Below are 19,981 nucleotides of genomic sequence, written 5' to 3'. Positions count from 1 at the left end.
CCAATGGATAAAGACCCCTTACAAGAAGCCTTGTTTGCAGAATTGCTAGAACGACTCACGCGCCAACAACAAGCCTTTGAAACCGAGATGCGCCGGCAAATGGAGAGTTTGGCAAGCCAGAAACTGGACTTGAACAGCGTTTTTAGATTGGAACGCCAACGCGTGGCTATCGCCTATAAACTTGTGGGCGTGTTGAGTGTGGTGAGTTTAGCCCTAGCCATCGCCTTGGTGGTGCTCTTGCCCCTCAAGCGCACAGAACACCATTTTGTGGACTTCGCCAATCAAGACAAGCATTACGCCATTATCCAGCGTGCTGATGAGAGTATCTCCAGCAATGAGGCGTTGGTGCGATCGCTCATAGGCACTTATATCCTCAATCGCGAGAGCGTTAACCACATTGACGATCAAGAACGCTACGAGGTGGTGCGCCTGCAAAGCGATCACAAGGTGTGGGCGATCTTTGAGAGTTTAGTCGCCTCTAAAAACAGCATTTACACCGACACACACATGGAACGCGACATCAAGGTCATCAATGTCGCCATTTTACAAAGGGCTAAGGGGGCTAATCTTGCCAACGCCCAGATCAGCGCAAAACTCTTCCGCGCGGGCAAATTGCTTTATGAGAAACGCTACAATGTAACTCTTAGCTACACCTTTCTACCCCAACCCCAATTTGACTACGCCCCCATGCCCAAAAACCCAACCGGCTTTCAGGTTACCCGTTACAGTGTTACAGAAATTTCGCACCTCAAAGACTAACTGACAAACTCTGTGAGTTTTTCTAACACCACCTCAGGCACGGCATCTTGGTGGATTTCGGTGAAAAAAACGCGATTCACACACGCCCCCCCCGCGCATGCCCCCCCCTGACTTTGATCGATCCAAAAATCGCTGTCTAAAACCGGGATACTCTTGGACTCGCTTAAAAATTCTAGGGATTGTTCTTTTCTAAAGCCCACCAGCCATGCGTAATTCTGTGCGGTGTTGGTGATGGGTTGGTATAAGCTTGTGTTGAGATCGTGGGGGCGCGCATCAAAGAGCAAGCCACGCACCTTAGAATCCTTGTAAGATCGCAACCAATCGGCGTAATACACCCCCGCGTTTTCTATATGTTCGTCCTCAAAATCTTGGCTAGCCCCCACAGCCTTAGCTGTCATTTGTAAAAGTGTGAGTGGAGAGGGGAGCTGGGTTAGGATATGCACATGCAAAATTTGGGTGGCGGTGTTGATGAGCGAAGTTGTGATAGCACGCAATGTCTCATCGCCTAAAAACACCTTGAGGGCGTATCCGCTACGCTTTTTCTCCCCCATCTTAGCCACCAGCGCGCTATTGTTTTGCAATTCTTCTTCTAAGAGTTTATCAAAACGCAACACCAACGCGTCCGCCTTTAGTAAAGAGGCGACTTGTTTCATGTAATTGCTATAGAGCGTGGGATCATGCCATGGGTAGGGTTTGTGTTGCATTAACACTCTATGCGCGTAGGCGCGCGCGTCTAAGATCAAACGCTTTTGGGAGTCATGGAGGATCGCCTGCAGAGGATTCATGGTAAACCTTTGATCAAAATTTGCCAAGCATTATACTTTAGGATCGTCTTAATTTGGGCTTTATTTGCCAAATGAGATTAAAAGGTTGTTATGGCGCATTTGGTGTTGATCTGTCTTATTGCTATGGTGTTGGAGGCGGACACCTCTTTGCAACACCTACAAGAAAATTTTAAGCGTTATTTGCTAGAGCCTAGCCAAAGCGCTCTTTATCTCAAAAGGGGGCGCAGGGCTTTAGAGCAGTGGGACTTGTCCTCTAGTCATGTCTTTAGCTCCTATCTTGATCTAAGCTCAGGCAAGCCATTACAAGCCACACTAGCAGGCATTGAAGATTTGCTCAAATTAGAACAAACCCCTAAGAATCCCTATTACCACAGCCCAACACTCCAACTACAAATCGTGCAAGCCCTAGAGGTGGTTGCGCGTTACTATGTCGTGGGGGGGCTTGAAAGAGGTAATTGGTGGCATTATGAAATTGGGATTCCCAAACTTCTCAATGAGATCTTGGTGCTGGGGGCGACTTTTATCCCCACAGCCTTGCGCGCTAAACTCTTGAGTGCCCAAACATACTACCAACCCGATGCGCGCTATTCAGGCTTAAGCGCAGGGGCGCGTGTGAGTAGCAACCCCAAGCCAAGACTAAGTCAGGGGGCTAACCGGGTGGATAGCGCGTTCATCAGCTTGATAAGGGGCGCGCTTGAAAATGACACTGCCCAAATCCAACAAGCCCTTGATGCCCTGCGCCCGGTGTCCCAAATCGTAGATCATGGCGATGGCTTTTATGCGGACGGATCGTTTATCCAGCACCAACATGTCCCCTCTAATGGGTCTTATGGGCTGGTGTTGCTGAGGGGTTTAGCCCTGTTCATGTGGGTGTTAGATCACACGCGCTTTATGCAAGCAGACTTGATTAGCCCTAGTTTGTATGCGAGTGTGCTCAAATCCTACCCGTATTTTTTGATCCAAGGGGGGTTGAACGCTTCAATATGTGGGCGATCGATCAGCCGTGATCGCGAAGATGACTTTAGCCGCGCCTCGAGTCTCATCTTTGCTTTGGCGATCTTAGCCCAGCACGCACCGCCCCCCTATAAAATCCCCCTCCAACAACTCATCAAGGACAATTTGAAATTCCACCCCACCATCAAGCACACCTTCATAAAGCAAGCCCTAGAACAAATCGCCAAGAGCGATCTGGCTCCCTTGCGCCTAGATTCTGTGCGTATTTTTGGGGCGATGGATCGCGTGGTGGGGGGTAATATTGTGCTAGCCATGCACTCCAAGCGGATTTTGAACTACGAGAGAATGAACGGAGAAAATCTCAAGGGGTTTGACACCAGCGATGGGATGACTTATATTTATGGCAGAGATGCTAGGGCGTTTATAGATTATTGGCCCCTTGTGGATCCCTTTAAATTGCCCGGAACCACTGAGAACACCACCCAAGAACCCCCTAGTAAGGGGAAATTAAGTAGCCAAACTTGGGTGGGGGGCGTGTCTAATGGACACTATGGCTTTGTGGGGATGGATTTTCGCTCAGGGGATTTGCGCGCCAAAAAATCCTACTTGTTCCTAGATGGGGCGCTATTAGCCCTAGGCAATGTGCATAGCCCCAAGCAAGCCATCACCACCATAGACAATAGAAAGATCAACCCCACAGACCATATTAGCGTTGAAGCCAATGGTAAACCCCTTAGTGCTTTAGCCACTCTGTCCAAAAGAGGGGATTTTTTCAACTTCACCAACCCCACCAAGCGTTTTAACATCGGCTATATTCTCATGCAAGACTTACGCGTGTCCGTTCAAGAAGTGCTAAGAAGTGGGAGTTACGCCCAAATTGGGGGCAAATCCCCCCTTGTGTTGCGCGCGCCCTTTTTGCAAGCCCTCATCACGCACACCACCCCCCAAGCCACTTACGCCTATTTGGTGCTCCCCAACTTTTCTAAAGCGCAGGTGGAAACCTACCCCATTGACGACATAGTGATCTTAGCCCAAAAGGATTCATACCATGCCGTGCGCGTCAAGTCTAAACACCTCTTAGCCGTCAATAAATACCAGCACGGGGGGCTCAAAATCGCCAATCTCTATTTGACAGACGCGCTTTCTCTTTTAGAGATCACCACTCCCAAGGGCTTACAACTCAGTGTCGCCGATCCTAGCCAGCGCGCCCAACCTACCACCATTATCATTGATGGCAAATACGCCCTAGCCCAGCCCAGCCCAAGCGTCCAAGTTGCCCACAAGGGCGATCGCACATTACTAAGCTTGCAACCCCCCGCCTTAGGAGCTTCTTTGGTGTTGGATTTGCTAAAGCTCTAGACTTGCGCGTAATCTAAGATGGCTTGCTTATAAGCGGGCGCGATCTCTAGGCTGAGTTCTAGCACACTCAAAGGCAGGGGGCAGTCTCTAAGTTTCACCGCGTCTTTAGTGGTAACCAATAAAGAAGTGGCTTGGTGGGCTTGGTAGGCTTGTTCTAAAACGCGCAGATCAAAACGGGCATGATCTCTAAAGTAGAGTTTGTGCACCACTTGCGCGGGCAAAAAGGGGTCTAAACGACTGGGGTTAGCAATTGCGCTCACTAAGATCATTCTGGGTGTAGGATCGCGCACCCAAACTTGGCGCGTGTAATCGCGCCCTTCTTGCAAGAGCATATCCGCTTGGCTGTAATTGCGGGGAAATTCGCGAAACGCCCCGCTGGGCAACACAAAGTTAAAGTAAGGCGCGCGCGCGGGTTGTAACACGATATTGAGTTTCTTAAAATTAAAGCGAAACCCATCATCTAGCAACACCACCTGCGCCCCTAAGGCTTTGGCTTTTAGCACCCCAGCTTTGCGATCCGCGCTCACAATGACACTCGCCTTCAAATTTAGCGCATAAAGATAGGCTTCATCGCCCGCACACTCTTGGGGTACTAGCACTTGAGCGCGCTGGCTCACCACCACCAAACCCCTAGAAGCGCGCTTATAACCCCGACTCACCACCCCCACATGCAAGGGTTCTAGGGCTTTGGCGATCTCTAAAATAAAGGGGGTTTTGCCACTCCCCCCCACCACCAAATTCCCCACGCTAATAATGGGCAAGCCCAAGTCTTCATAGGGGGCTAGGGCGCGTTTGATCGTAGCCACACCCCCATAGACAAGGCTAAAGGGGTAGAGTGTGTAGGCTAAAATCTTTTGGGGGAGGCTGGGCGCATAAAAATAGTTCTCAATCCAAGTCATTTTATTGCTTTTTAGGGGATTATGCACAAGTTAAGCTTAAGGCTTTTAGCGTTTAACTTGTGTGCCGATGTAGCCCCCATGAGATACAAAAAAGCACTTGAAAAACCCGGGGTGTTTGTGCCCTTTGTGATGTTGGGCGATCCCTGCTATGAGGTGAGTTTTAGCGTGGTGAAAACCCTAATAGATTTGGAGGTGGATGCGCTCGAATTGGGGTTTGCTTTCTCGGATCCAATAGCCGATGGGGCGGCGATTCAAGCTAGCCATGTGCGCGCGTTGCGCGCTGGGGTGAGCATGCGCGCCAACTTTGCATGGCTAGCAAAAATCCGCGCCTATAACGCCCACATCCCCATTGGTTTATTGGTGTATGCGAATTTGGTGCACCGCTTTGGCATTGAGGATTTTTATCGTGCCTGTTTGGAAAACGGGGTGGATAGTGTGCTGGTAGCCGATGTGCCCCTATTTGAGAGCGCGCCCTTTTTGCAAAGCGCGCAAAAACACCGCATCGCCCCTATTTTCATCGCTGCCCCCCACACTTCTCCTACCCACTTAGAGCAAATTGCTAGACTCAGCCACGCCTATATTTATGTGCTAGCCCGCGCGGGGGTTACAGGGACCCAGGAGTGTTTGCAAAGAGGGGCAAAAGAGGTCATTGCCCAGTTGCGCACGCATGGTAACACCCCTTGTTTGCTAGGTTTTGGTATTTCTAAACCTGAACATGCCCAAGTAGCCCTGCAAATGGGCGCGCAAGGGGTGATCGTGGGTTCGGCGTTGGTGCAAATCCTGCAAGCGCATTTAGACGATGTGGAAACCATGCTAGCGCGTTTGCGTATTTTCGTGCAACATATGCGCGCGGGCTTATGCTATAATTAGGCTTTAACGCGTAAGGGGCTGGAGTGCGAGGAAGTGTTTTTGGAGTTATGGGTAAGGGCGCGCGCTGGGGCTTGGGCTTGTGCCTGATCGCCTTATTTTTGAGTGGGTGTTTTTTGGTGCGTTTTTTTAGCAAGGATTTTGCCTATAACTCCTACCGCATTGTGCGCGTGGTGATGGACGGACAGAGCTTTAACACCGCCGATCTCATTTTAGAGGCGATCAACCCCCAACCCCCCGCCCCTAAGGACAAATTGGATTTACTCAAAGCGCAACTAGAAACCAAGATCAAAAATCTCAACGCGCAGGGCTTGCCCCCCGATACTTCCTTGATTAAAAGCGACATCCAACGCCTCCAAGAGGACATCGCGCGCAACCGCCAAAACGCCCAAGACCCCAAATACGCCAACGCGATCGCCAGTAGCCCCATAGGGCGTGTGGAATTCGATCAAAAACAATTACGCGCCTATGGGACGGCTTATTGCAATAAGTATTTCATCAGTTACGCGTTTCGCGATGACGATCATCTCCACATTGAAGACAAGGGCATTTCGCGCCGGGTGTGCAAGAATGAGAAATTAATGGCTTTTGAATTAGCCTTTTATGGGCATTTACAAGGGCTTTTTACCATCACGCGCGATAAAAAGACTTTGGTGCTAGATAACCAAAAAATGCAAATCTACTTGCAACATTGAAGCCATGTATACGCTCAACACCTCTATACAATCCAAGCACAAAGTTAAGGGTTCACTATTCTTGGGCTTTTTAATGCCTAGCGCGCGCTTTGAAAACACTCTAGCCCAAATCCAGCAAGAACACCACAAGGCGCGCCATATCTTGTATGCCTACCGCCGTGTGCAAAAAGGGCAAGTCCAAGAAGCCTTGCATGAGGGCAAAGAACCCAAAAACAGCGCGCGCGCGCTTTTGGACATCTTGCGCCATGAAGATTTATGCCAAAGCGCGGTGATCGTGGTGCGCTACTTTGGGGGGGTGCTCTTGGGGGTGGGGGGGTTGATGAAAGCCTATGCGACCAGTGTGCAACTTTGTATCCAAGAAATGCACGCCACAAACGCCCTAGAGGTTTTTGAAGAACCCCTATTGCGCTTTGTGCCCTATGCCAAGCTAGACACCCTGAGCGCGCGGGCTAAAAAGTGTGGCGTGGTCTTAGAAAAACAGGGTTTGGAATTAGAGGGCGTGTGGGTGCGCTTAAAAGGCGCGCAAGCCTTGAATATTTTAGGAGAAGTGTGTGGATAATTTATATGTGTGGCTTAAGATCGTGCATGTGATTTCGATCATCTCTTGGATGGCGGCGTTGTTGTATCTGCCTCGCTTGTTAGTCTACCACCGTGAAAACATAGACAAACAGGAGTTTGTGCGCATCGTGCAGGTGCAAGAGGACAAACTCTATGGCTACATCGCCATGCCTGCTATGGTGCTCTCTGTGCTCAGCGGAGTGCTCTTGCTCTATATCTTAGGCACAGAAGTCTTCCACCATGGGTGGTTGCACTTGAAATTGCTCTGCGTGCTGATCTTATTGCACTACCACTTCATGTGCAAAAAGTTCATGCGCGCATTGCGCCACGATAGCGCGTATAAAAGCCCGTCTTTCTTTAGGTGGATCAACGAAGTGCCCACAATCTGCATGATCGTGATCGTCTTTTGCGTGGTGGGGAAATTCTTTTGAGCTCAGGGCGCGAGCACAAACAAGATCAGATCATTGGCATGTTTGATGCCATTGCGCCCACTTATGACAGCACGAATCGCCTATTGAGTTTCAAACAAGATGAGAGATGGCGCAAGGATTCGATCGCGCGCGCTTTGCACTGGGTCTACGCCTTTAGGGGGAATTTGCGCGGTTTGCGCGTAGCCGATGTGGCTTGTGGCACAGCTGACATGCTCTTGCACATTTTAAGCGCGCTGGAGATGTCTGGGGGAAGTGTGGCGCATATTTATGGGATCGATCCTTCTAAAGAGATGTTGCACCTCGCCCAAGCTAAGATCGCCACGCGCGCTAAAGATCACCCCTGTATTTCTTTAGAGTGCTTGCAGGCTAAGGATCTCTCCATATTGCCTAACCAAAGTTTGGATTTAATTGCTATCGCCTATGGTTTACGCAATGTTCTAGAGAGGCAACAAGCCCTGAGCGAATTTAGCCGCACACTTAAAAAGGACGGAGTGTTGCTAGTGCTAGAGTTTATGCGTTGCGATCAACGCGGGATTTTAGGCACTTTGGCGCATTTTTACACGGCTAAGATTTTGCCCATCTTTGGCATGTTACTTAGCCGCAACTACAAGGCTTATGCCTATTTGCCCGCTTCTATTGAGGGTTTTATTAGTGTGGACGAATTAGAAGACGAGCTCAATGCGGTGGGCTTGGAGGTGGTGGAGAAAAAGCACTACCTATGTAAGAGCGTGTCTTGCATTGTAGCGCTCAAAAACGCACAAGGGTAAGCATGCACCTAGCGATCTTCCAAATAGCGCGCCTAGATTTAGAGTTCTTGCAAAGGAATTTAGCCCAAATCCCTGAGGGCGCGCTGTGCCTTTTTCCCGAGTATGTGTTAAGCCCGTTCTTTTTGGATCTACTCAAAAGCGATCCGCAACACTGCGCCAGCCAAGCCCAAGCCCGCCAAGCCCAGCTAGAAACCCTAGCGCGCCAAAGGGGGGTGCATTTAGCCCTGCCCACTTTGTCATTGCAAGATCACAAGCTCTACAAACAAATGGCGTGGATTAGCCCTAAGCACACGCGCTACTGCCTCCAACAACGCTTGATCGCCTTTGATCATTGGAATGAGCGCGCCTTTTTTGCTAACCCGCACCAGGAATTACAAATGCCCTTAAATTTCGTGTTAGAGGGCATTAAGATCGCCTTGCTCTTTGGCTATGAATTGCACTTTGACAAGCTATGGGTGATGTTGCAGGAAGCCAGCGTGGATATGGTGCTGTTGAGCACAGCTAGCACCTTTGAGTCCTTTGATCGCTGGCGTGCCGTGTGTAGCGCGCGCGCTTTTTGTAATTCTATGTTAGTGGCGCGCGCTAATCGAGTGGGCATGGTGCGCCAAGAGTATTACCAAGAACACAAATGCAATCTTGCTTGGCGTTTTTATGGGGATAGCTTTGTGGCTCTGCCCAATGGACAGATTGAAGACAGCTTGCAGGGGCAAGAGGGGGTTTTGCACCTAGAGGTGCAAAAGGCTTATTTGGACGCATGGGCGCGCGAATGGGGCTTTAGAACCCCTAAAACTCATCTAGGAGAGTTCCATGATTGATAAAAAATTATTGCTGAAAGATTTTGAGGGTGTGGTAGAAAACCTGCAAAAACGCTTTGTAAATCCCCAAGTTTTACTGGAGTTAAAGGGGGTGTTGCTGGAGTTTAAAGCCCAAAAGCTCCAACTTGAAGAAGCACAAGCCTTCCAAAACAAGATCTCTAAAGACTTCTACACCGCACAACGCCAAAATGACCCACAGGCTGATAAGATCAAAATTTCTCTAGAGCAAAACAAGAGCAAGATCGCCCACCTGCAAGCCCAAGCCAACACCTTAGAAGACAAGCTAGACACCCTTTTGGCGGGTATCCCCAATTTGTTAGATTTGGCTACCCCCTTTGGCAAAGATGAAGAGGATAATGTGGAGATCAAGAGGGTGTTAACCCCTAAGAGTTTTGACTTCCCCCCCCAAGAACACCACACACTTGCCCAAAAAAATGGCTGGATCGACTTTGAGAGGGCGGTGAAGATCTCTAAGAGTCGCTTCAATGTCTTGCGCGCCCAAGGGGCGTTACTGCACCGCGCGTTGGCTAATTTTATGCTCGACTCCAATGCCGCGCGTGGCTTTGAGATTGTCAGCCCGCCGGTGGTTGTCAATAGCGCAAGTCTGTTTGGCACGGGGCAACTCCCTAAATTCCAAGAAGACCTTTTTAAGATTGAGGACGAATCGCTGTATTTGATCCCCACTTCTGAGGTGAGCTTGACCAATCTTTACGCCGATGAGATTTTGCCCCTAGAGGATTTGCCTATTATGATGACCGCTTGCACGCCATGTTTTCGCAAAGAGGCCGGGAGCGCTTCTAAGGACACACATGGCATGATTCGCCAACACCAATTTGACAAGGTGGAGTTAGTCGCGCTCACCCACCCTGATGAAAGTGATCGCATGCAAGAAAAGATGTTAGAGGCAGCCAGCGCGATCTTGTGCGCCCTAGAGCTCCCCCATCGCTTTGTGCAACTTTGCAGTGGCGATCTAGGTTTTAGCGCAAGTAACACGGTGGATATTGAGGTGTGGTTGCCCGGGCAGGGGTGTTATCGCGAGATTAGCTCGGTGTCTAACACGCGCGATTTCCAAGCCCGGCGGGCTAAAATCCGCTACAAAGAAGGCAAGAAAAACGCGCTAGTGCATACTCTCAATGGCTCCTCTTTGGCTGTAGGGCGCACTTTGGTTGCCCTCATGGAAAACCACCAAGATCGCCATGGGGAGATTCACATCCCCAAAGTCTTAGAACCCTATTTGAAAAGCTGGGTGTAGCATGGTTGATGACAATAATAATAACGCCAATAAATCCAAATTCGGCGTGTCATTGCAATCTCTCAAGCAGGTCTTCAGCCACACCGCTTTTGAGAAGATCACCAATAGCCTAGCTGGGATCAAAGAACACCCCAAATTAGCCATAGGCGTGGGTGGGGGGGTTTTAGTCCTTGTGTTGTTGATCTTGGGTATCTCAGTGGCAATCCACCACAAGCACCGTAGCGAGCGCAAAGAGCTTTTAGAAGCGGAGGGGCAACTCCAAAAAGAGCGCGAGAGAAGTAATGCCAGTCAAGATGAGGATTTTGCCCGCTTGCCCACCTTGCAGGAAGGCAGTGCGATTCGCTTGAGCAATGAAGAACAGATCAATGCCCTGATCGCCAAAGCCGATATTCTCTACCAGCGAGGTCAACAGCAAGAAGCCCTCAATATCTTCAATGATATTTCGCGCCTCTCTTCTAGTATCGCTAACCACAATTTGGGCGTGATTAAAATGCGCGAACACGACTACACCGGCGCGCTTGTGGCCTTCAATAACGCCATTAAATCCGGGCAAAACACCAGTGTGAACGCGATCAACGCGATGGTCGCCGCTTTTTATCTCAATAACATGGATTTATACACCCGCTATTTGAAACTCACCATGCAACATCTCCCTGAGATCGCCAACCAGCCCGTTTATGCCTACACTTACGCGCTAGGGCTTTACTACGGGGGGCATTATTTTGAAACCCTATCCACCTTAAACCACTCTAATTTTACGCTGTTTAAAAGCGCGCGCCAAAGGTTGGCTAGCAAAATTTATCTTCTCTTTGGGGATGCGCAAAACGCGCTCGACAATTTGGACGCGGTCTCTACACCCAAAGATCAAAAAGCCCTAGGTTTGCTAGCCGCGCGCTTGGGAGATTACGATGGCGCGTTAGGACACCTCAAACGCTACAGCGATCAATACCCTGAGGACATGAGCGCGTTCATGGCTATGGAGATCATCTATTTAAAAATGGGCAATCTCATTGAAGCGAGCCGTATGCTGGATTTTCTCAACCAGCACAGCGCCAATGACACGCATAAACTCAAAATCCTAAGCGACACCTACCCCATCGCCCCCATCCTCAACGCCCGCTTTTTTGACATCAACACCGTGAGGCGCGACTTTTGGAAGAACAATTTTAAAGAGAGCATTGGCTTGCCTATTTACCGTATCTTTTTCTATTATGCGCCCTTCAATCTCATAGATGTCAAAGGCGGGTTGACAGCGGTGCAAGAGGGGGTTTCTTTTGTGGACACCAATGGGGCTATGGATTTGCAAAGCGCGCTAAAAGCTCTAGACACGGGCAAGGACATGAGCACTTCGGATCAATACACCTTGATCGCCCTTAAAGATGTGGGAAAATCCCACTTGAGGAGCGCGTTGCGCCAGCTCAAATTAGCCCTGCAAGCCAACCCCAATAACGCGGTGAGCCACTATAACGCCGCGCTCATCTACGCCCAACTAGAAGATTTCGACCACGCGAGCTTCCATTTTAAGAAATCTTACTACCTAGATAGCCGTAATGTTTTAGCGGGTATCTTTGCCGTGTTGGCTGGGCGACTCAACTACGAAGACACACAGATGTTTTTAAAAAGGCTCACCACAGAGTTTCAGGCGATGAATTTCACCAGCAAGACTCAGCGCGCCTTCTTGCACTCCTTCATCGCCTATCTCAACGACGCGAGCAATGATGACTTGAGTTGGTTAAGCCATGTGCGCAAACCCCTTAAAATTTACTACGCGCTCAATATCGCTTACGCGCACAAAGCCCATGATAAACAACGCCTTGTGGAGAGCTTTAAGGCTTTGCAAGCCATGCAACCAGATAACATGCTCACCAATCTGTTTTATGAGATGATGCTCAAATACCGCGCGGACATCAAACAGATGTTAGGGGCTTACGCCTTTTTGACTAATAAGCATATGAACTGGGAAGAGCTTGTGCATGGTCCCTTGTTGGCGCGTAAAATGTATATTTACTTGGGCTTTATCACAGGGCTATTAAACCAGCAAGAAAGAGAACTCAGCTTGCGCCTAAGCGCGACTCAAGATCCGGATTTGAGCACGGATTTAGTGCGCATGCTAGCTCTCATTAGCATTTTTCAAAAGAAATACGAAAAGGCGGTTAGTTTGTTTAATTTTCTCATTGATGAGCGCAAGGAAACAGACGCTGAACCCCTAATGTTAGGGGCTTTGGCAAATATCGCCCTGAAACGCTACAGCGATGCGGCTTTGATCTTAGAATTTGCCAAAACCAAGTTGCCCAATAATTACGATGTGCGCTATGGTTTGGGATTACTCTACCAGCACAATGGGAATTTAGAGGCGAGTTTAAACCACTTTGGGGCGATTAAGGATAGGGATTTCCAATCCACCTATTTAGACTTCATTATCGAACCCCCCACCAACCAAGAAGACTTCCGATGAAAAACAAACTCTTAGCGGGCTTGAGCACCCCCCAAGCGCAAGCCTGTATGCACACCAGAGGTCCCCTACTCATTTTAGCCGGGGCGGGCAGTGGCAAAACCAAAACCCTTACCACGCGTCTAGCCTATTTGTTAGCCTGTGAAAGGGTGCGTCCTGAAAACACGCTCACCCTTACCTTCACTAATAAAGCCGCTTGTGAGATGAGAGAGCGCGCTAACGCCCTCTTGCGCGCGTGCGGGTATGTTGATCCAAACCCCCCCCTACTTACCACCTTCCATAAGTTTGGACTCTTTTTTCTCAAACAGCATGCCCATTTGTTCGATATGCAAGATTTCAAGCTCCTATCTCCCCAAGAAGCCAAAACCCTAAGCAGAGAGGCGATTTTAAAGCACAAACCCCCACACATAGAAGAAAAGGCTTATTTGGGCAATGCCCTCAAATACATTTCTATGGTGAAAAACCACCAAATCGCCCTGCGCGATTGTTATGCCGACACCCAAAGGGCTTATCAAGCCTACCAAGATATTTTGCTAGAACACAATGGGATAGATTTAGACGACTTGCTCACACTGCCCTACGCCCTGCTAGAAGCCTACCATGAACTCGCCATGGACACCAGCCAACGCTATGAATTTATCATGGTAGATGAATACCAAGACACCAACCCCCTCCAATTCAAGCTATTGCAAAAACTCTGCAGCGCCCACCAAAATTTATGCGTGGTGGGCGATGACGATCAAAGCATCTATGGTTTTAGGGGGGCTGACATCAACAATATCCTAGAGTTTAGCGATCATTTCCCCCAAGCTAAGGTGGTGAAGTTAGAGCAAAATTACCGATCCTCTAAAGACATCGTGGCATGCGCGAACACCCTAATCCAGCACAACACGCGCCGCCACCAAAAGGTCCTCTTTAGCCACAACCCCATCCCCACCCACCAGCACCTAGTCTTCAAGCATTTCTTAGACGACCAAGCCGAAAACGCTTTTTTAATCAAGACGATTTTAGAATGTGCCAAGCGGGGCATCCCCTATAACCAAATGGCGATCTTATACCGCTTTAACATGCTAGTTAAGGGGATTGAAGAGGGCTTGCGCCGGGCGGATATTCCTTATAGGGTTGTGGGGGCTACCGGGTTTTTTGAGCGCGCCATCATCAAGGACCTACTCGCCTATGTGCGCGTGGTTAGCAACCCCAATGATGATGCCAGCTTGCTTAGGGTGATAAACACCCCCCCTAGGGGCATAGGGAGTCATAGCCTTAAAAAACTCCAAGAACTTAGCCAAGCGCGCCGATGTAGCCTTTATCAACTCTGCCAACAAGATCAGCTCCAAGGCGTGCTAGCCAAAAGATCGCTCAAAGCCCTAAAGGAGTTTTGCGCTCTCTTAGATGCGCTTGCACAAACCCCCCCCAAGCAGGTGTTTTCTGCCCTCTTGAAAGCCGTGCCCTTGCAGATACACTATGAGGAGGAGGAATTAGAATACTTACACGCCTTTGAATCCATGTTAGACGAGCACCTGCAAGAGCCCCAAGCCAATCTAGGCAGTTTTTTAGAGCAGAGTGTCTTAGAGGAACCCACCCCCAAAGCCCAGCACGCGCTCTCTTGCATGAGTGTGCACGCCGCTAAGGGGCTAGAATTTAGAGTCGTGTTTGTGGTGGGTTTTGAAGAGGGGTTTTTTCCCTATTACAAGGCGGATTTAGAAGAGGAGCGGCGTTTGTGCTATGTGGCTATCACGCGGGCTAAGGAGGAACTTTACTTGTGTAGCGCGCAACAAAGAGTCTACTTTAACACTTTGCAACACGGCTTGCGCCCCTCAGCCTTCCTCAAAGAGATCATCAAGGGGTGTTAGTGCGCGCGCTTTTCTTGAGCTTATTGTGCTGGCAATGCCTATTTGGCGACTCGATCGCCCTGCTCGCCCAGCAAATCCAAGAAGCCTACCAGAATTTTTACCATGCCTATCACTTCCATATCACCTCTGTGCAAGTGCAATTAGTCAGCGGGGATCAAGCGCGCCTAGATGCCTTTTTAGCCCAAGCTAAGCCTCCTTTAAACCTGCGTCCCCCCCAGTTTTTGAAAAACGAGGGTTTGGTGCGCGTGGGACAGGCTTTACTCAAATACCAAGTGATCGCCCAAATTGAAGTCTTTAAAACCAAGAACATGCTCAAAAAAGATGTCAATTTGGACTCTAGCAACACCTACTCCCAAAGCGTGCCCTTTGAGCGATTCAACACCATGCCCCTAGATGCCTCTTACATCAATAATAGTAGCACCAAGAGTTTTTTAGCCCCCAACACCCTTTTGAGCATAGACAAGATTGCGCCCAAGATTCTGGTTTACAAAAACGAAATGTTTAGTGCCACCTTGCAAAGCGGACCCATTTCTTTAGAAACCTCTTTGCAAGCCCTGCAAAATGGGAGTTTAAACCAAGTGATCGAAGCCTTGAATATAGAGAGCAAAAGACGCGTGCAGGTGCGTATCACCGGATTGCTTAAGGGCGAAGTGCTATGAAATTGGTCTTGGGCATTAGTGGGGCTAGCGGGACTCAATTGGCTTTAAAATTTCTAGAACATGTGCCCCAAGAACACACCCTATTTGTCATCATCAGCCAAAGTGCCAAGCGCGTGGCGCGTTGTGAACAACAAATTTGCCTTAAAAGCGCATTAAAAGCCATGCAACGCCCCTTAAACATCTTTGAGGAACGCCAAATTGACGCGCCCATCGCCTCGGGGAGCTTTGGGGCGCAAGCGATGGCGATCATCCCAGCTAGTCTCAATATCATCGCCAAGATCGCGCATGGGATTTGCGATGATTTGATGAGTCGTTGCGCGGCTGTGATGTTAAAGGAGCAAAAAAAGCTCTTGATCGCCCCTAGGGAGTTGCCCTTGCATGCTATCGCCTTAGAAAATTTGCGCATCTTGGCGCGCGCACAGGTCTGTATTGCCCCTCCCATGCTCACTTATTACACCCAACCCAAAACCCTAGAGAGCATGGAACTCTTTTTAGTGGGGAAGTGGTTGGACGCTTTGGGGATTGAAAATCATCTTTACAAGCGTTGGGGACAACCATGCTAGAGCATTGCGCCATTTACCCGGGCACCTTTGATCCCATCACCAATGGGCATTTGGACATTATCCAGCGCGCGCATGCCTTGTTTGGCAAACTTGTGGTGGCTATCGCGCGCTCTAAAACCAAAACCCCTCTTTTTAGCCTAGAGGAACGCCTAGAGATGATGCGCTTGAGTGTTAGCTCTTTGGGGGTGGAGTGCGTGGGCTTTGAGGGACTCTTGGTGGACTTAGCTAGGGAGCGCAACGCGCGTTATATTATTAGAGGGCTTAGAGCATTGAGCGATTTTGAATTTGAATTCCAAATGGGTTATGCCAACAAGTCTTTAAACCCGCAATTAGAAACAATTTACTTCATGCCCGCCCTGCAAAACGCTTTCATTAGTGCCTCTGTGGTGCGTAGCATTTTAGCCCATAAGGGGCAAATCGCCCATCTCGTGCCTTCTAGTGTAGTGGATTTCATCCAAAGGAGAGGCGATGTGGATCGCCTTTGAGGGGGTGGACACAAGCGGGAAGAGCACCCAAATTAACTTACTCAAACCCCTCTTCCCTGAAGCGATCTTTAGCTGTGAGCCCGGAGGCACGCCCTTAGGGGAGCGCTTGCGCCATGCTGCCCTGCATAACGCTTTTTCTCCCCCTACCCAATTTCTCTTATTCTTAGCCGATCGAGCTGTGCATGTAGAACAAGTCATCAAGCCTAATTTAGACAAACTCCTCTTTAGCGATCGATGCCTTGTCTCTGGACTGGCTTATTCTGGCTATGATTTAGAACGCGCTTGGGAATTACACTGCGCGCACAACTTAGATGTATTGCCCCATTTTGTCTTGTTTTTAAAACTAGATAAACCCACTTTAAAGGCGCGTTTGCGCGCCAAACACCCCGATGGGATCGAAATTCAAGGGGTGGATTTTCTCATGGGCGTGCAGGAACGCTTGGAGCAAGCCACCACCCTATTGGGCGTGCCAACGCATAGCATAGACGCGTCCAAGAGTGTAGAACAGGTGCACGAAATCGTGTTAAAAATCGTGTTGGCGCATGCGCTGTGTGCTGTGTGAAACATGGGTGCGCCCCTTTAGCCTGGTATGCGCGCCTTGTGATAGCCTGTTAACCCCCACGATCTTAAAGCGCGCGCTAGGGGGGATAAGTGTCTATGGCTTCTATCTCTATGATGAGGTAAAAGTGTTGTTAAAGAGCAAATACCACGACATCGGAAGCCGCCTTTTAGCCCTTTTAGCCCGCAAGGCGCGCTCAAGCTTTTTGCAACAAGTCTACCCCACTCTTAATTTACCCCACCCCCTACATGGGGTTTGCATCGATGACACACTCAAGCGCGCTTACGCGCCCACAGCCGTGATCTTGAGGCAATTTTGCCAATACAGTCCCTTTAGCCCACTCTATTACCAACTCAGAGCCACGCAAGAGATCACCTATGCCGGGCAAAGCCTAGCTTTCCGCCAAAGCCATAGCAAGGGCTTTATCTACAAAGGGCAAGAGGGATTAGATTGTTTTTTACTAGATGATATTCTCACCACTGGAACTACTATGCAACAAGCCTTGCAAACTCTAGCGCACGCTGGGGTGCGGGTGCACTTTGGGGTGGTGTTGGCACTAGGGACTAATTAGGCTTGCGGGGTAAATTGTAACGCCGGCGCTTCTCCCAAAGAGATTTACGGCTAATGCCTAGATGTCTGGCTAATTGGGTGTCCGTGTAAAAGGGACCAAAGTGCACGATCGCGTATTTTTCGTAATCTTGGATGGAGAGTAATTCTAAAGGGGTGCTTTGGGGTTGCTTGGTGTCTAGGGTGATCACCCTTTCAAATTCTATGGGTCCTGCGCCCACATAGGAGATGATGGCTTGTTGCTTGCTTAAGACCTTTAAGCATTTGTCGCGCTCTGCGCTTTTGAGGGTTTCTAAATGGGTAACATAGAACACCCCACGCATGGATTCTGGAGGGGTGTCCTTGAGAGAGAAAAATTCTAGATCCAGGTGGTTGGCGCGCGCGTAGTGCAGGGCAAAGAGATCCGCACTGCTTTGGGCGTGGGCACGCACAATGAAGGGGGGGTTGTGATCTAAAAGGGGCTTGAAATCCTTAGGGGCATGCATGAACTCCAAATATTTGTCATACAGACGGGCGCGTTGCAGGGTTTCTTGATAGGACTTATGGTAAGTGATCTTGCGGATCAAATCGTCCATTTTAAAGGGCTTGAGAATATAGTCCCTAGCGCCCGCTTGGATGGGGCGATTCACGCTATCTTCACTAATGAAGGAAGCCATCATGATGGTGATCGCCTTGGAGTTCTTGCGCACAAAGTGTTCGCAACGATCCACGCAAACCTTAGAAGACACCAGCACCACATCGTAGTCTTCTTTGAAATTGTGGAAAATACTAGACACGCTTTGGCATTTATAACCCAACCCAGCTAGGGCGTTGGCGATACTCTGGGCTAAATGCACCTCATCCTCAATAATCAAGACTTTTTCAACTCTTTTCATTGTATTTGGGGGGGTAGGTTTTGGTTTGCACGACAGCCTGTGCCCCCATGCCTTCCTTTCTTCCAATAAATCCTAAATGTTCTGTTGTGCTGGCTTTCAAATTGACAAGATAGGGGGGAATGCGCAATAAGCGCGCGATATTCTCACAAATGCGCTGCCTATAGGGGGCGATCTTGGGGATTTGGGCTAGTAAACTCAAATCCACCCCGCTGATCTCATGCCCCATATTTTGGGCTAGAGCGTGAATCGCCTCTAAAATCACGCTAGAATCCAAATTGGCAAACGCGCTATCTTGATCACTAAAATACATACCAATATCCCCCCCCTTGATCGCCCCTAAGAGCGCGTCAGAAAGCGCGTGCAAGAGCACATCGCCATCGCTATGGGCTTTTAGCCCCAAATTTTGGCAATCGCTAGGATTGATCAACACCCCCCCCAATTTCAAGGGCTTATTAGACTCAAAGGCATGCACATCAAAGCCCATACCCACATGCTGGGCTGGGGGGTCTAGCAAGGGGGCTAGCATGGCTAAATCCCCTGCGGTGGTGAGTTTGTGTAAATGCGCGCTTCCTGGGATAAAATCCACGCGCGCCCCGCTGGCTAACAACGCGCTACTTTCATCGCTAAAACGCCCCAAACTATACGCCTTTTTGAGCGCGTTAGTCCGGCACACTTGGGGGGTTTGCACGCAAAGGGCGTGATCGCGATCTAGGGGGCGATCTTGATAAATGAGCGTGTCTGTGGGGGGTAGAGCGGGGGCTATGGCTTGCAAACTGGGATCACGCATGCGATCCAAGAGATTATGAAGCACCCCCAAATCCAGCCCAAAGCGCGCCACATCGCTCACCACCACCAAAGGACTCTGCACTTGTTTTAAGGCGTTTTGCACGCTCTCTTGGCGACTCTCCCCCCCTACCACCACGCACGCGTCAGGCAAACGCGCTTGCATGAACACCTGTTCTATGCGATCACCAGCCACCACCACCACGCGCTCAAAACACCCCAAGCGCATGAATTGTTCACAAACCCGTTGCCACAAAGGCGTGGAGCGCACCAGCAACCATTGCTTTTTGATCTTGATAGGGTGTTTCAAACTCTCTAAAAAGCGCGTGCCCTTCCCTGCAGCAGCCAGCACGAGGCTAAGACCCATGGGCTTAAACACCTGAAAATTCCCGTCCAAAAAAGCCCCTTCTTAAGATTTACGCAGAAAAAGTAAAACTTTCAATTCTAGCGTTTTTAAACTTAATAGGAATTAAGATAAGAGTTTTTATGTTAAAATTTTGCGCTTAATGCCACTAAAAGGAAAGTTTATGGCTTTACCCCTCATAATTCTAGGCATCCCTGCCGCGCTGAATTTAGCCGAATCTTTTGTGGATAATGTGATCTTTGACAAAGTTACCCCCAAGCTAGGGAGCATTCTGTATTGCCGTCTGTATGGTCCCACCACCCACACGGGTATTTATGTGGGAGAAAACCAAATTGTGGAATTACTAGGCTCAGGTCAAGTGCGCCTCTCCACCCCCAAGCAATTTATCAGTGGCACCCAAGCGTTGAGCATTTATGTCGCTTGCAAGGGCACACAGGCGGTGGGTTTCCCTGAGGCAGCCAAGCGCGCACGCGCGATGGTGGGGCAGACACTGCGTTATGGAAGTATCCCCACAGAAGATTATGAGCGCAATTGCCATTGTTTTGTCTATGAGTGCTTGAGTGGTGTGCATGACAGCGACAAATGGACACTACTAGACATTGAAATGCAATTTAGGGGGAAATATTTTGATAATTGGCGGGTATGGGATTTGGACAGCAACGCGCTTTTTTAGCGCAGAG

21 protein-coding genes are annotated in these 19,981 nt (G+C 49.4%); 17 read left to right on the top strand and 4 right to left on the bottom strand.

The features are described 5' to 3' along the window. Positions 1-3 precede the first annotated feature (3 nt). Positions 4-759 carry a type IV secretion system protein gene (locus EAO33_RS03205; protein WP_120944936.1) on the top strand — a complete coding sequence of 252 codons (756 nt, stop codon included), beginning with the start codon at positions 4-6 and terminating at the stop codon, positions 757-759. On the opposite strand, the gene EAO33_RS03200 is transcribed toward EAO33_RS03205, so the two are convergent. Beyond that, positions 756-1,544, bottom strand: coding sequence for a hypothetical protein (locus EAO33_RS03200; protein ID WP_120944934.1), 789 nt, complete (start codon positions 1,542-1,544; stop codon positions 756-758). The genes EAO33_RS03205 and EAO33_RS03200 overlap by 4 nt on opposite strands. A gap of 90 nt (positions 1,545-1,634) precedes the next feature. Between EAO33_RS03200 and EAO33_RS03195 the strand changes: the two genes are divergently transcribed. Then, positions 1,635-3,857, top strand: a complete 2,223-nt coding sequence (locus tag EAO33_RS03195; RefSeq protein WP_120944932.1) for a polysaccharide lyase family 8 super-sandwich domain-containing protein — start codon at positions 1,635-1,637, stop codon at positions 3,855-3,857. Here the strand turns inward: EAO33_RS03195 and EAO33_RS03190 are convergent. Then, positions 3,854-4,756, bottom strand: a complete 903-nt coding sequence (locus EAO33_RS03190) for a tetraacyldisaccharide 4'-kinase (protein ID WP_120944930.1) — start codon at positions 4,754-4,756, stop codon at positions 3,854-3,856. The genes EAO33_RS03195 and EAO33_RS03190 overlap by 4 nt on opposite strands. 78 nt (positions 4,757-4,834) lie before the next feature. Between EAO33_RS03190 and trpA the strand changes: the two genes are divergently transcribed. Genes trpA through EAO33_RS03120 form a run of 14 tightly spaced genes read left to right on the top strand, consistent with a single transcriptional unit; the run spans position 4,835 to position 17,283 of the window. Beyond that, positions 4,835-5,626 (top strand): tryptophan synthase subunit alpha, encoded by a 792-nt coding sequence (trpA, locus tag EAO33_RS03185; RefSeq protein WP_120944980.1) that lies wholly within the window; start codon positions 4,835-4,837, stop codon positions 5,624-5,626. Between the two features lie 47 nt (positions 5,627-5,673). Further along, positions 5,674-6,318 carry an META domain-containing protein gene (locus tag EAO33_RS03180; RefSeq protein ID WP_120944928.1) on the top strand — a complete coding sequence of 215 codons (645 nt, stop codon included), beginning with the start codon at positions 5,674-5,676 and terminating at the stop codon, positions 6,316-6,318. Between the two features lie 4 nt (positions 6,319-6,322). Next, the gene (locus EAO33_RS03175) at positions 6,323-6,877 is read left to right on the top strand and encodes a YigZ family protein (protein ID WP_120944926.1); all 555 of its coding nucleotides are present in this window, start codon (positions 6,323-6,325) and stop codon (positions 6,875-6,877) included. A 49-nt stretch (positions 6,878-6,926) separates the two neighbouring features. Continuing rightward, positions 6,927-7,307: a protoporphyrinogen oxidase HemJ gene (gene hemJ, locus EAO33_RS03170; protein ID WP_235853027.1), complete on the top strand. Its 381-nt coding sequence runs from the start codon at positions 6,927-6,929 to the stop codon at positions 7,305-7,307. After that, positions 7,304-8,074, top strand: coding sequence for a bifunctional demethylmenaquinone methyltransferase/2-methoxy-6-polyprenyl-1,4-benzoquinol methylase UbiE (gene ubiE / locus EAO33_RS03165; protein ID WP_235853018.1), 771 nt, complete (start codon positions 7,304-7,306; stop codon positions 8,072-8,074). Before hemJ ends, ubiE begins: the two co-directional genes overlap by 4 nt. A 2-nt stretch (positions 8,075-8,076) precedes the next feature. After that, entirely contained in the window at positions 8,077-8,889 is an 813-nt protein-coding gene (locus EAO33_RS03160; RefSeq protein ID WP_120944922.1) for a carbon-nitrogen hydrolase family protein, read from the top strand. Next, a complete protein-coding gene (gene serS / locus EAO33_RS03155) occupies positions 8,882-10,141 on the top strand; it encodes a serine--tRNA ligase (RefSeq protein WP_120944920.1) in 1,260 nt (419 codons plus the stop codon). The genes EAO33_RS03160 and serS overlap by 8 nt, the downstream gene beginning before the upstream one ends. 1 nt (position 10,142) lies before the next feature. Further along, on the top strand, positions 10,143-12,596 hold the full coding sequence (locus tag EAO33_RS03150) for a tetratricopeptide repeat protein (RefSeq protein ID WP_120944918.1): 2,454 nt from the start codon (positions 10,143-10,145) through the stop codon (positions 12,594-12,596). Next, entirely contained in the window at positions 12,593-14,446 is a 1,854-nt protein-coding gene (locus tag EAO33_RS03145; RefSeq protein ID WP_120944916.1) for an ATP-dependent helicase, read from the top strand. Before EAO33_RS03150 ends, EAO33_RS03145 begins: the two co-directional genes overlap by 4 nt. Next, a complete protein-coding gene (gene flgA, locus EAO33_RS03140) occupies positions 14,446-15,105 on the top strand; it encodes a flagellar basal body P-ring formation chaperone FlgA (RefSeq protein WP_120944914.1) in 660 nt (219 codons plus the stop codon). Before EAO33_RS03145 ends, flgA begins: the two co-directional genes overlap by 1 nt. Next, positions 15,102-15,668, top strand: coding sequence for a UbiX family flavin prenyltransferase (locus EAO33_RS03135; RefSeq protein WP_120944912.1), 567 nt, complete (start codon positions 15,102-15,104; stop codon positions 15,666-15,668). Before flgA ends, EAO33_RS03135 begins: the two co-directional genes overlap by 4 nt. Next, complete coding sequence (gene coaD / locus EAO33_RS03130) at positions 15,662-16,153, top strand: pantetheine-phosphate adenylyltransferase (RefSeq protein ID WP_120944910.1); 492 nt, start codon at positions 15,662-15,664, stop codon at positions 16,151-16,153. The genes EAO33_RS03135 and coaD overlap by 7 nt, the downstream gene beginning before the upstream one ends. After that, entirely contained in the window at positions 16,137-16,715 is a 579-nt protein-coding gene (gene tmk / locus EAO33_RS03125; protein WP_120944908.1) for a dTMP kinase, read from the top strand. Before coaD ends, tmk begins: the two co-directional genes overlap by 17 nt. After that, the gene (locus EAO33_RS03120) at positions 16,696-17,283 is read left to right on the top strand and encodes a ComF family protein (protein ID WP_120944906.1); all 588 of its coding nucleotides are present in this window, start codon (positions 16,696-16,698) and stop codon (positions 17,281-17,283) included. Before tmk ends, EAO33_RS03120 begins: the two co-directional genes overlap by 20 nt. Here EAO33_RS03120 and EAO33_RS03115 read toward each other — a convergent pair. Both EAO33_RS03115 and ispF read right to left on the bottom strand, forming a co-directional pair. After that, entirely contained in the window at positions 17,276-18,154 is an 879-nt protein-coding gene (locus EAO33_RS03115; protein ID WP_120944904.1) for a response regulator, read from the bottom strand. The two genes, EAO33_RS03120 and EAO33_RS03115, sit on opposite strands and share 8 nt — an antisense overlap. Continuing rightward, positions 18,141-19,334, bottom strand: a complete 1,194-nt coding sequence (gene ispF / locus EAO33_RS03110; protein ID WP_235853017.1) for a 2-C-methyl-D-erythritol 2,4-cyclodiphosphate synthase — start codon at positions 19,332-19,334, stop codon at positions 18,141-18,143. The genes EAO33_RS03115 and ispF overlap by 14 nt, the downstream gene beginning before the upstream one ends. Positions 19,335-19,464: 130 nt before the next feature. On the opposite strand from ispF, the gene EAO33_RS03105 reads away from it, so the two are divergent. Next, entirely contained in the window at positions 19,465-19,974 is a 510-nt protein-coding gene (locus EAO33_RS03105; protein WP_120944901.1) for a C40 family peptidase, read from the top strand. Positions 19,975-19,981 lie beyond the last annotated feature (7 nt).

The sequence above is a fragment of the Helicobacter labacensis genome (assembly GCF_003660285.1).
Lineage (GTDB): Bacteria > Campylobacterota > Campylobacteria > Campylobacterales > Helicobacteraceae > Helicobacter > Helicobacter labacensis.
This window is presented reverse-complemented; position numbering and strand designations above follow the sequence as displayed.

Bases quoted from the DNA above. Each gene is read 5' to 3' on its own strand.
- EAO33_RS03205 (WP_120944936.1), top strand. From the start codon at position 4: ATGGATAAAGACCCCTTACAAGAAGCCTTGTTTGCAGAATTGCTAGAA.
- EAO33_RS03200 (WP_120944934.1), bottom strand. From the start codon at position 1,544: ATGAATCCTCTGCAGGCGATCCTCCATGACTCCCAAAAGCGTTTGATC.
- EAO33_RS03195 (WP_120944932.1), top strand. From the start codon at position 1,635: ATGGCGCATTTGGTGTTGATCTGTCTTATTGCTATGGTGTTGGAGGCG.
- EAO33_RS03190 (WP_120944930.1), bottom strand. From the start codon at position 4,756: ATGACTTGGATTGAGAACTATTTTTATGCGCCCAGCCTCCCCCAAAAG.
- trpA (WP_120944980.1), top strand. From the start codon at position 4,835: ATGAGATACAAAAAAGCACTTGAAAAACCCGGGGTGTTTGTGCCCTTT.
- EAO33_RS03180 (WP_120944928.1), top strand. From the start codon at position 5,674: ATGGGTAAGGGCGCGCGCTGGGGCTTGGGCTTGTGCCTGATCGCCTTA.
- EAO33_RS03175 (WP_120944926.1), top strand. From the start codon at position 6,323: ATGTATACGCTCAACACCTCTATACAATCCAAGCACAAAGTTAAGGGT.
- hemJ (WP_235853027.1), top strand. From the start codon at position 6,927: ATGGCGGCGTTGTTGTATCTGCCTCGCTTGTTAGTCTACCACCGTGAA.
- EAO33_RS03160 (WP_120944922.1), top strand. From the start codon at position 8,077: ATGCACCTAGCGATCTTCCAAATAGCGCGCCTAGATTTAGAGTTCTTG.
- serS (WP_120944920.1), top strand. From the start codon at position 8,882: ATGATTGATAAAAAATTATTGCTGAAAGATTTTGAGGGTGTGGTAGAA.
- EAO33_RS03150 (WP_120944918.1), top strand. From the start codon at position 10,143: ATGGTTGATGACAATAATAATAACGCCAATAAATCCAAATTCGGCGTG.
- EAO33_RS03145 (WP_120944916.1), top strand. From the start codon at position 12,593: ATGAAAAACAAACTCTTAGCGGGCTTGAGCACCCCCCAAGCGCAAGCC.
- EAO33_RS03135 (WP_120944912.1), top strand. From the start codon at position 15,102: ATGAAATTGGTCTTGGGCATTAGTGGGGCTAGCGGGACTCAATTGGCT.
- coaD (WP_120944910.1), top strand. From the start codon at position 15,662: ATGCTAGAGCATTGCGCCATTTACCCGGGCACCTTTGATCCCATCACC.
- tmk (WP_120944908.1), top strand. From the start codon at position 16,137: ATGTGGATCGCCTTTGAGGGGGTGGACACAAGCGGGAAGAGCACCCAA.
- EAO33_RS03120 (WP_120944906.1), top strand. From the start codon at position 16,696: ATGCGCTGTGTGCTGTGTGAAACATGGGTGCGCCCCTTTAGCCTGGTA.
- EAO33_RS03115 (WP_120944904.1), bottom strand. From the start codon at position 18,154: ATGAAAAGAGTTGAAAAAGTCTTGATTATTGAGGATGAGGTGCATTTA.
- EAO33_RS03105 (WP_120944901.1), top strand. From the start codon at position 19,465: ATGGCTTTACCCCTCATAATTCTAGGCATCCCTGCCGCGCTGAATTTA.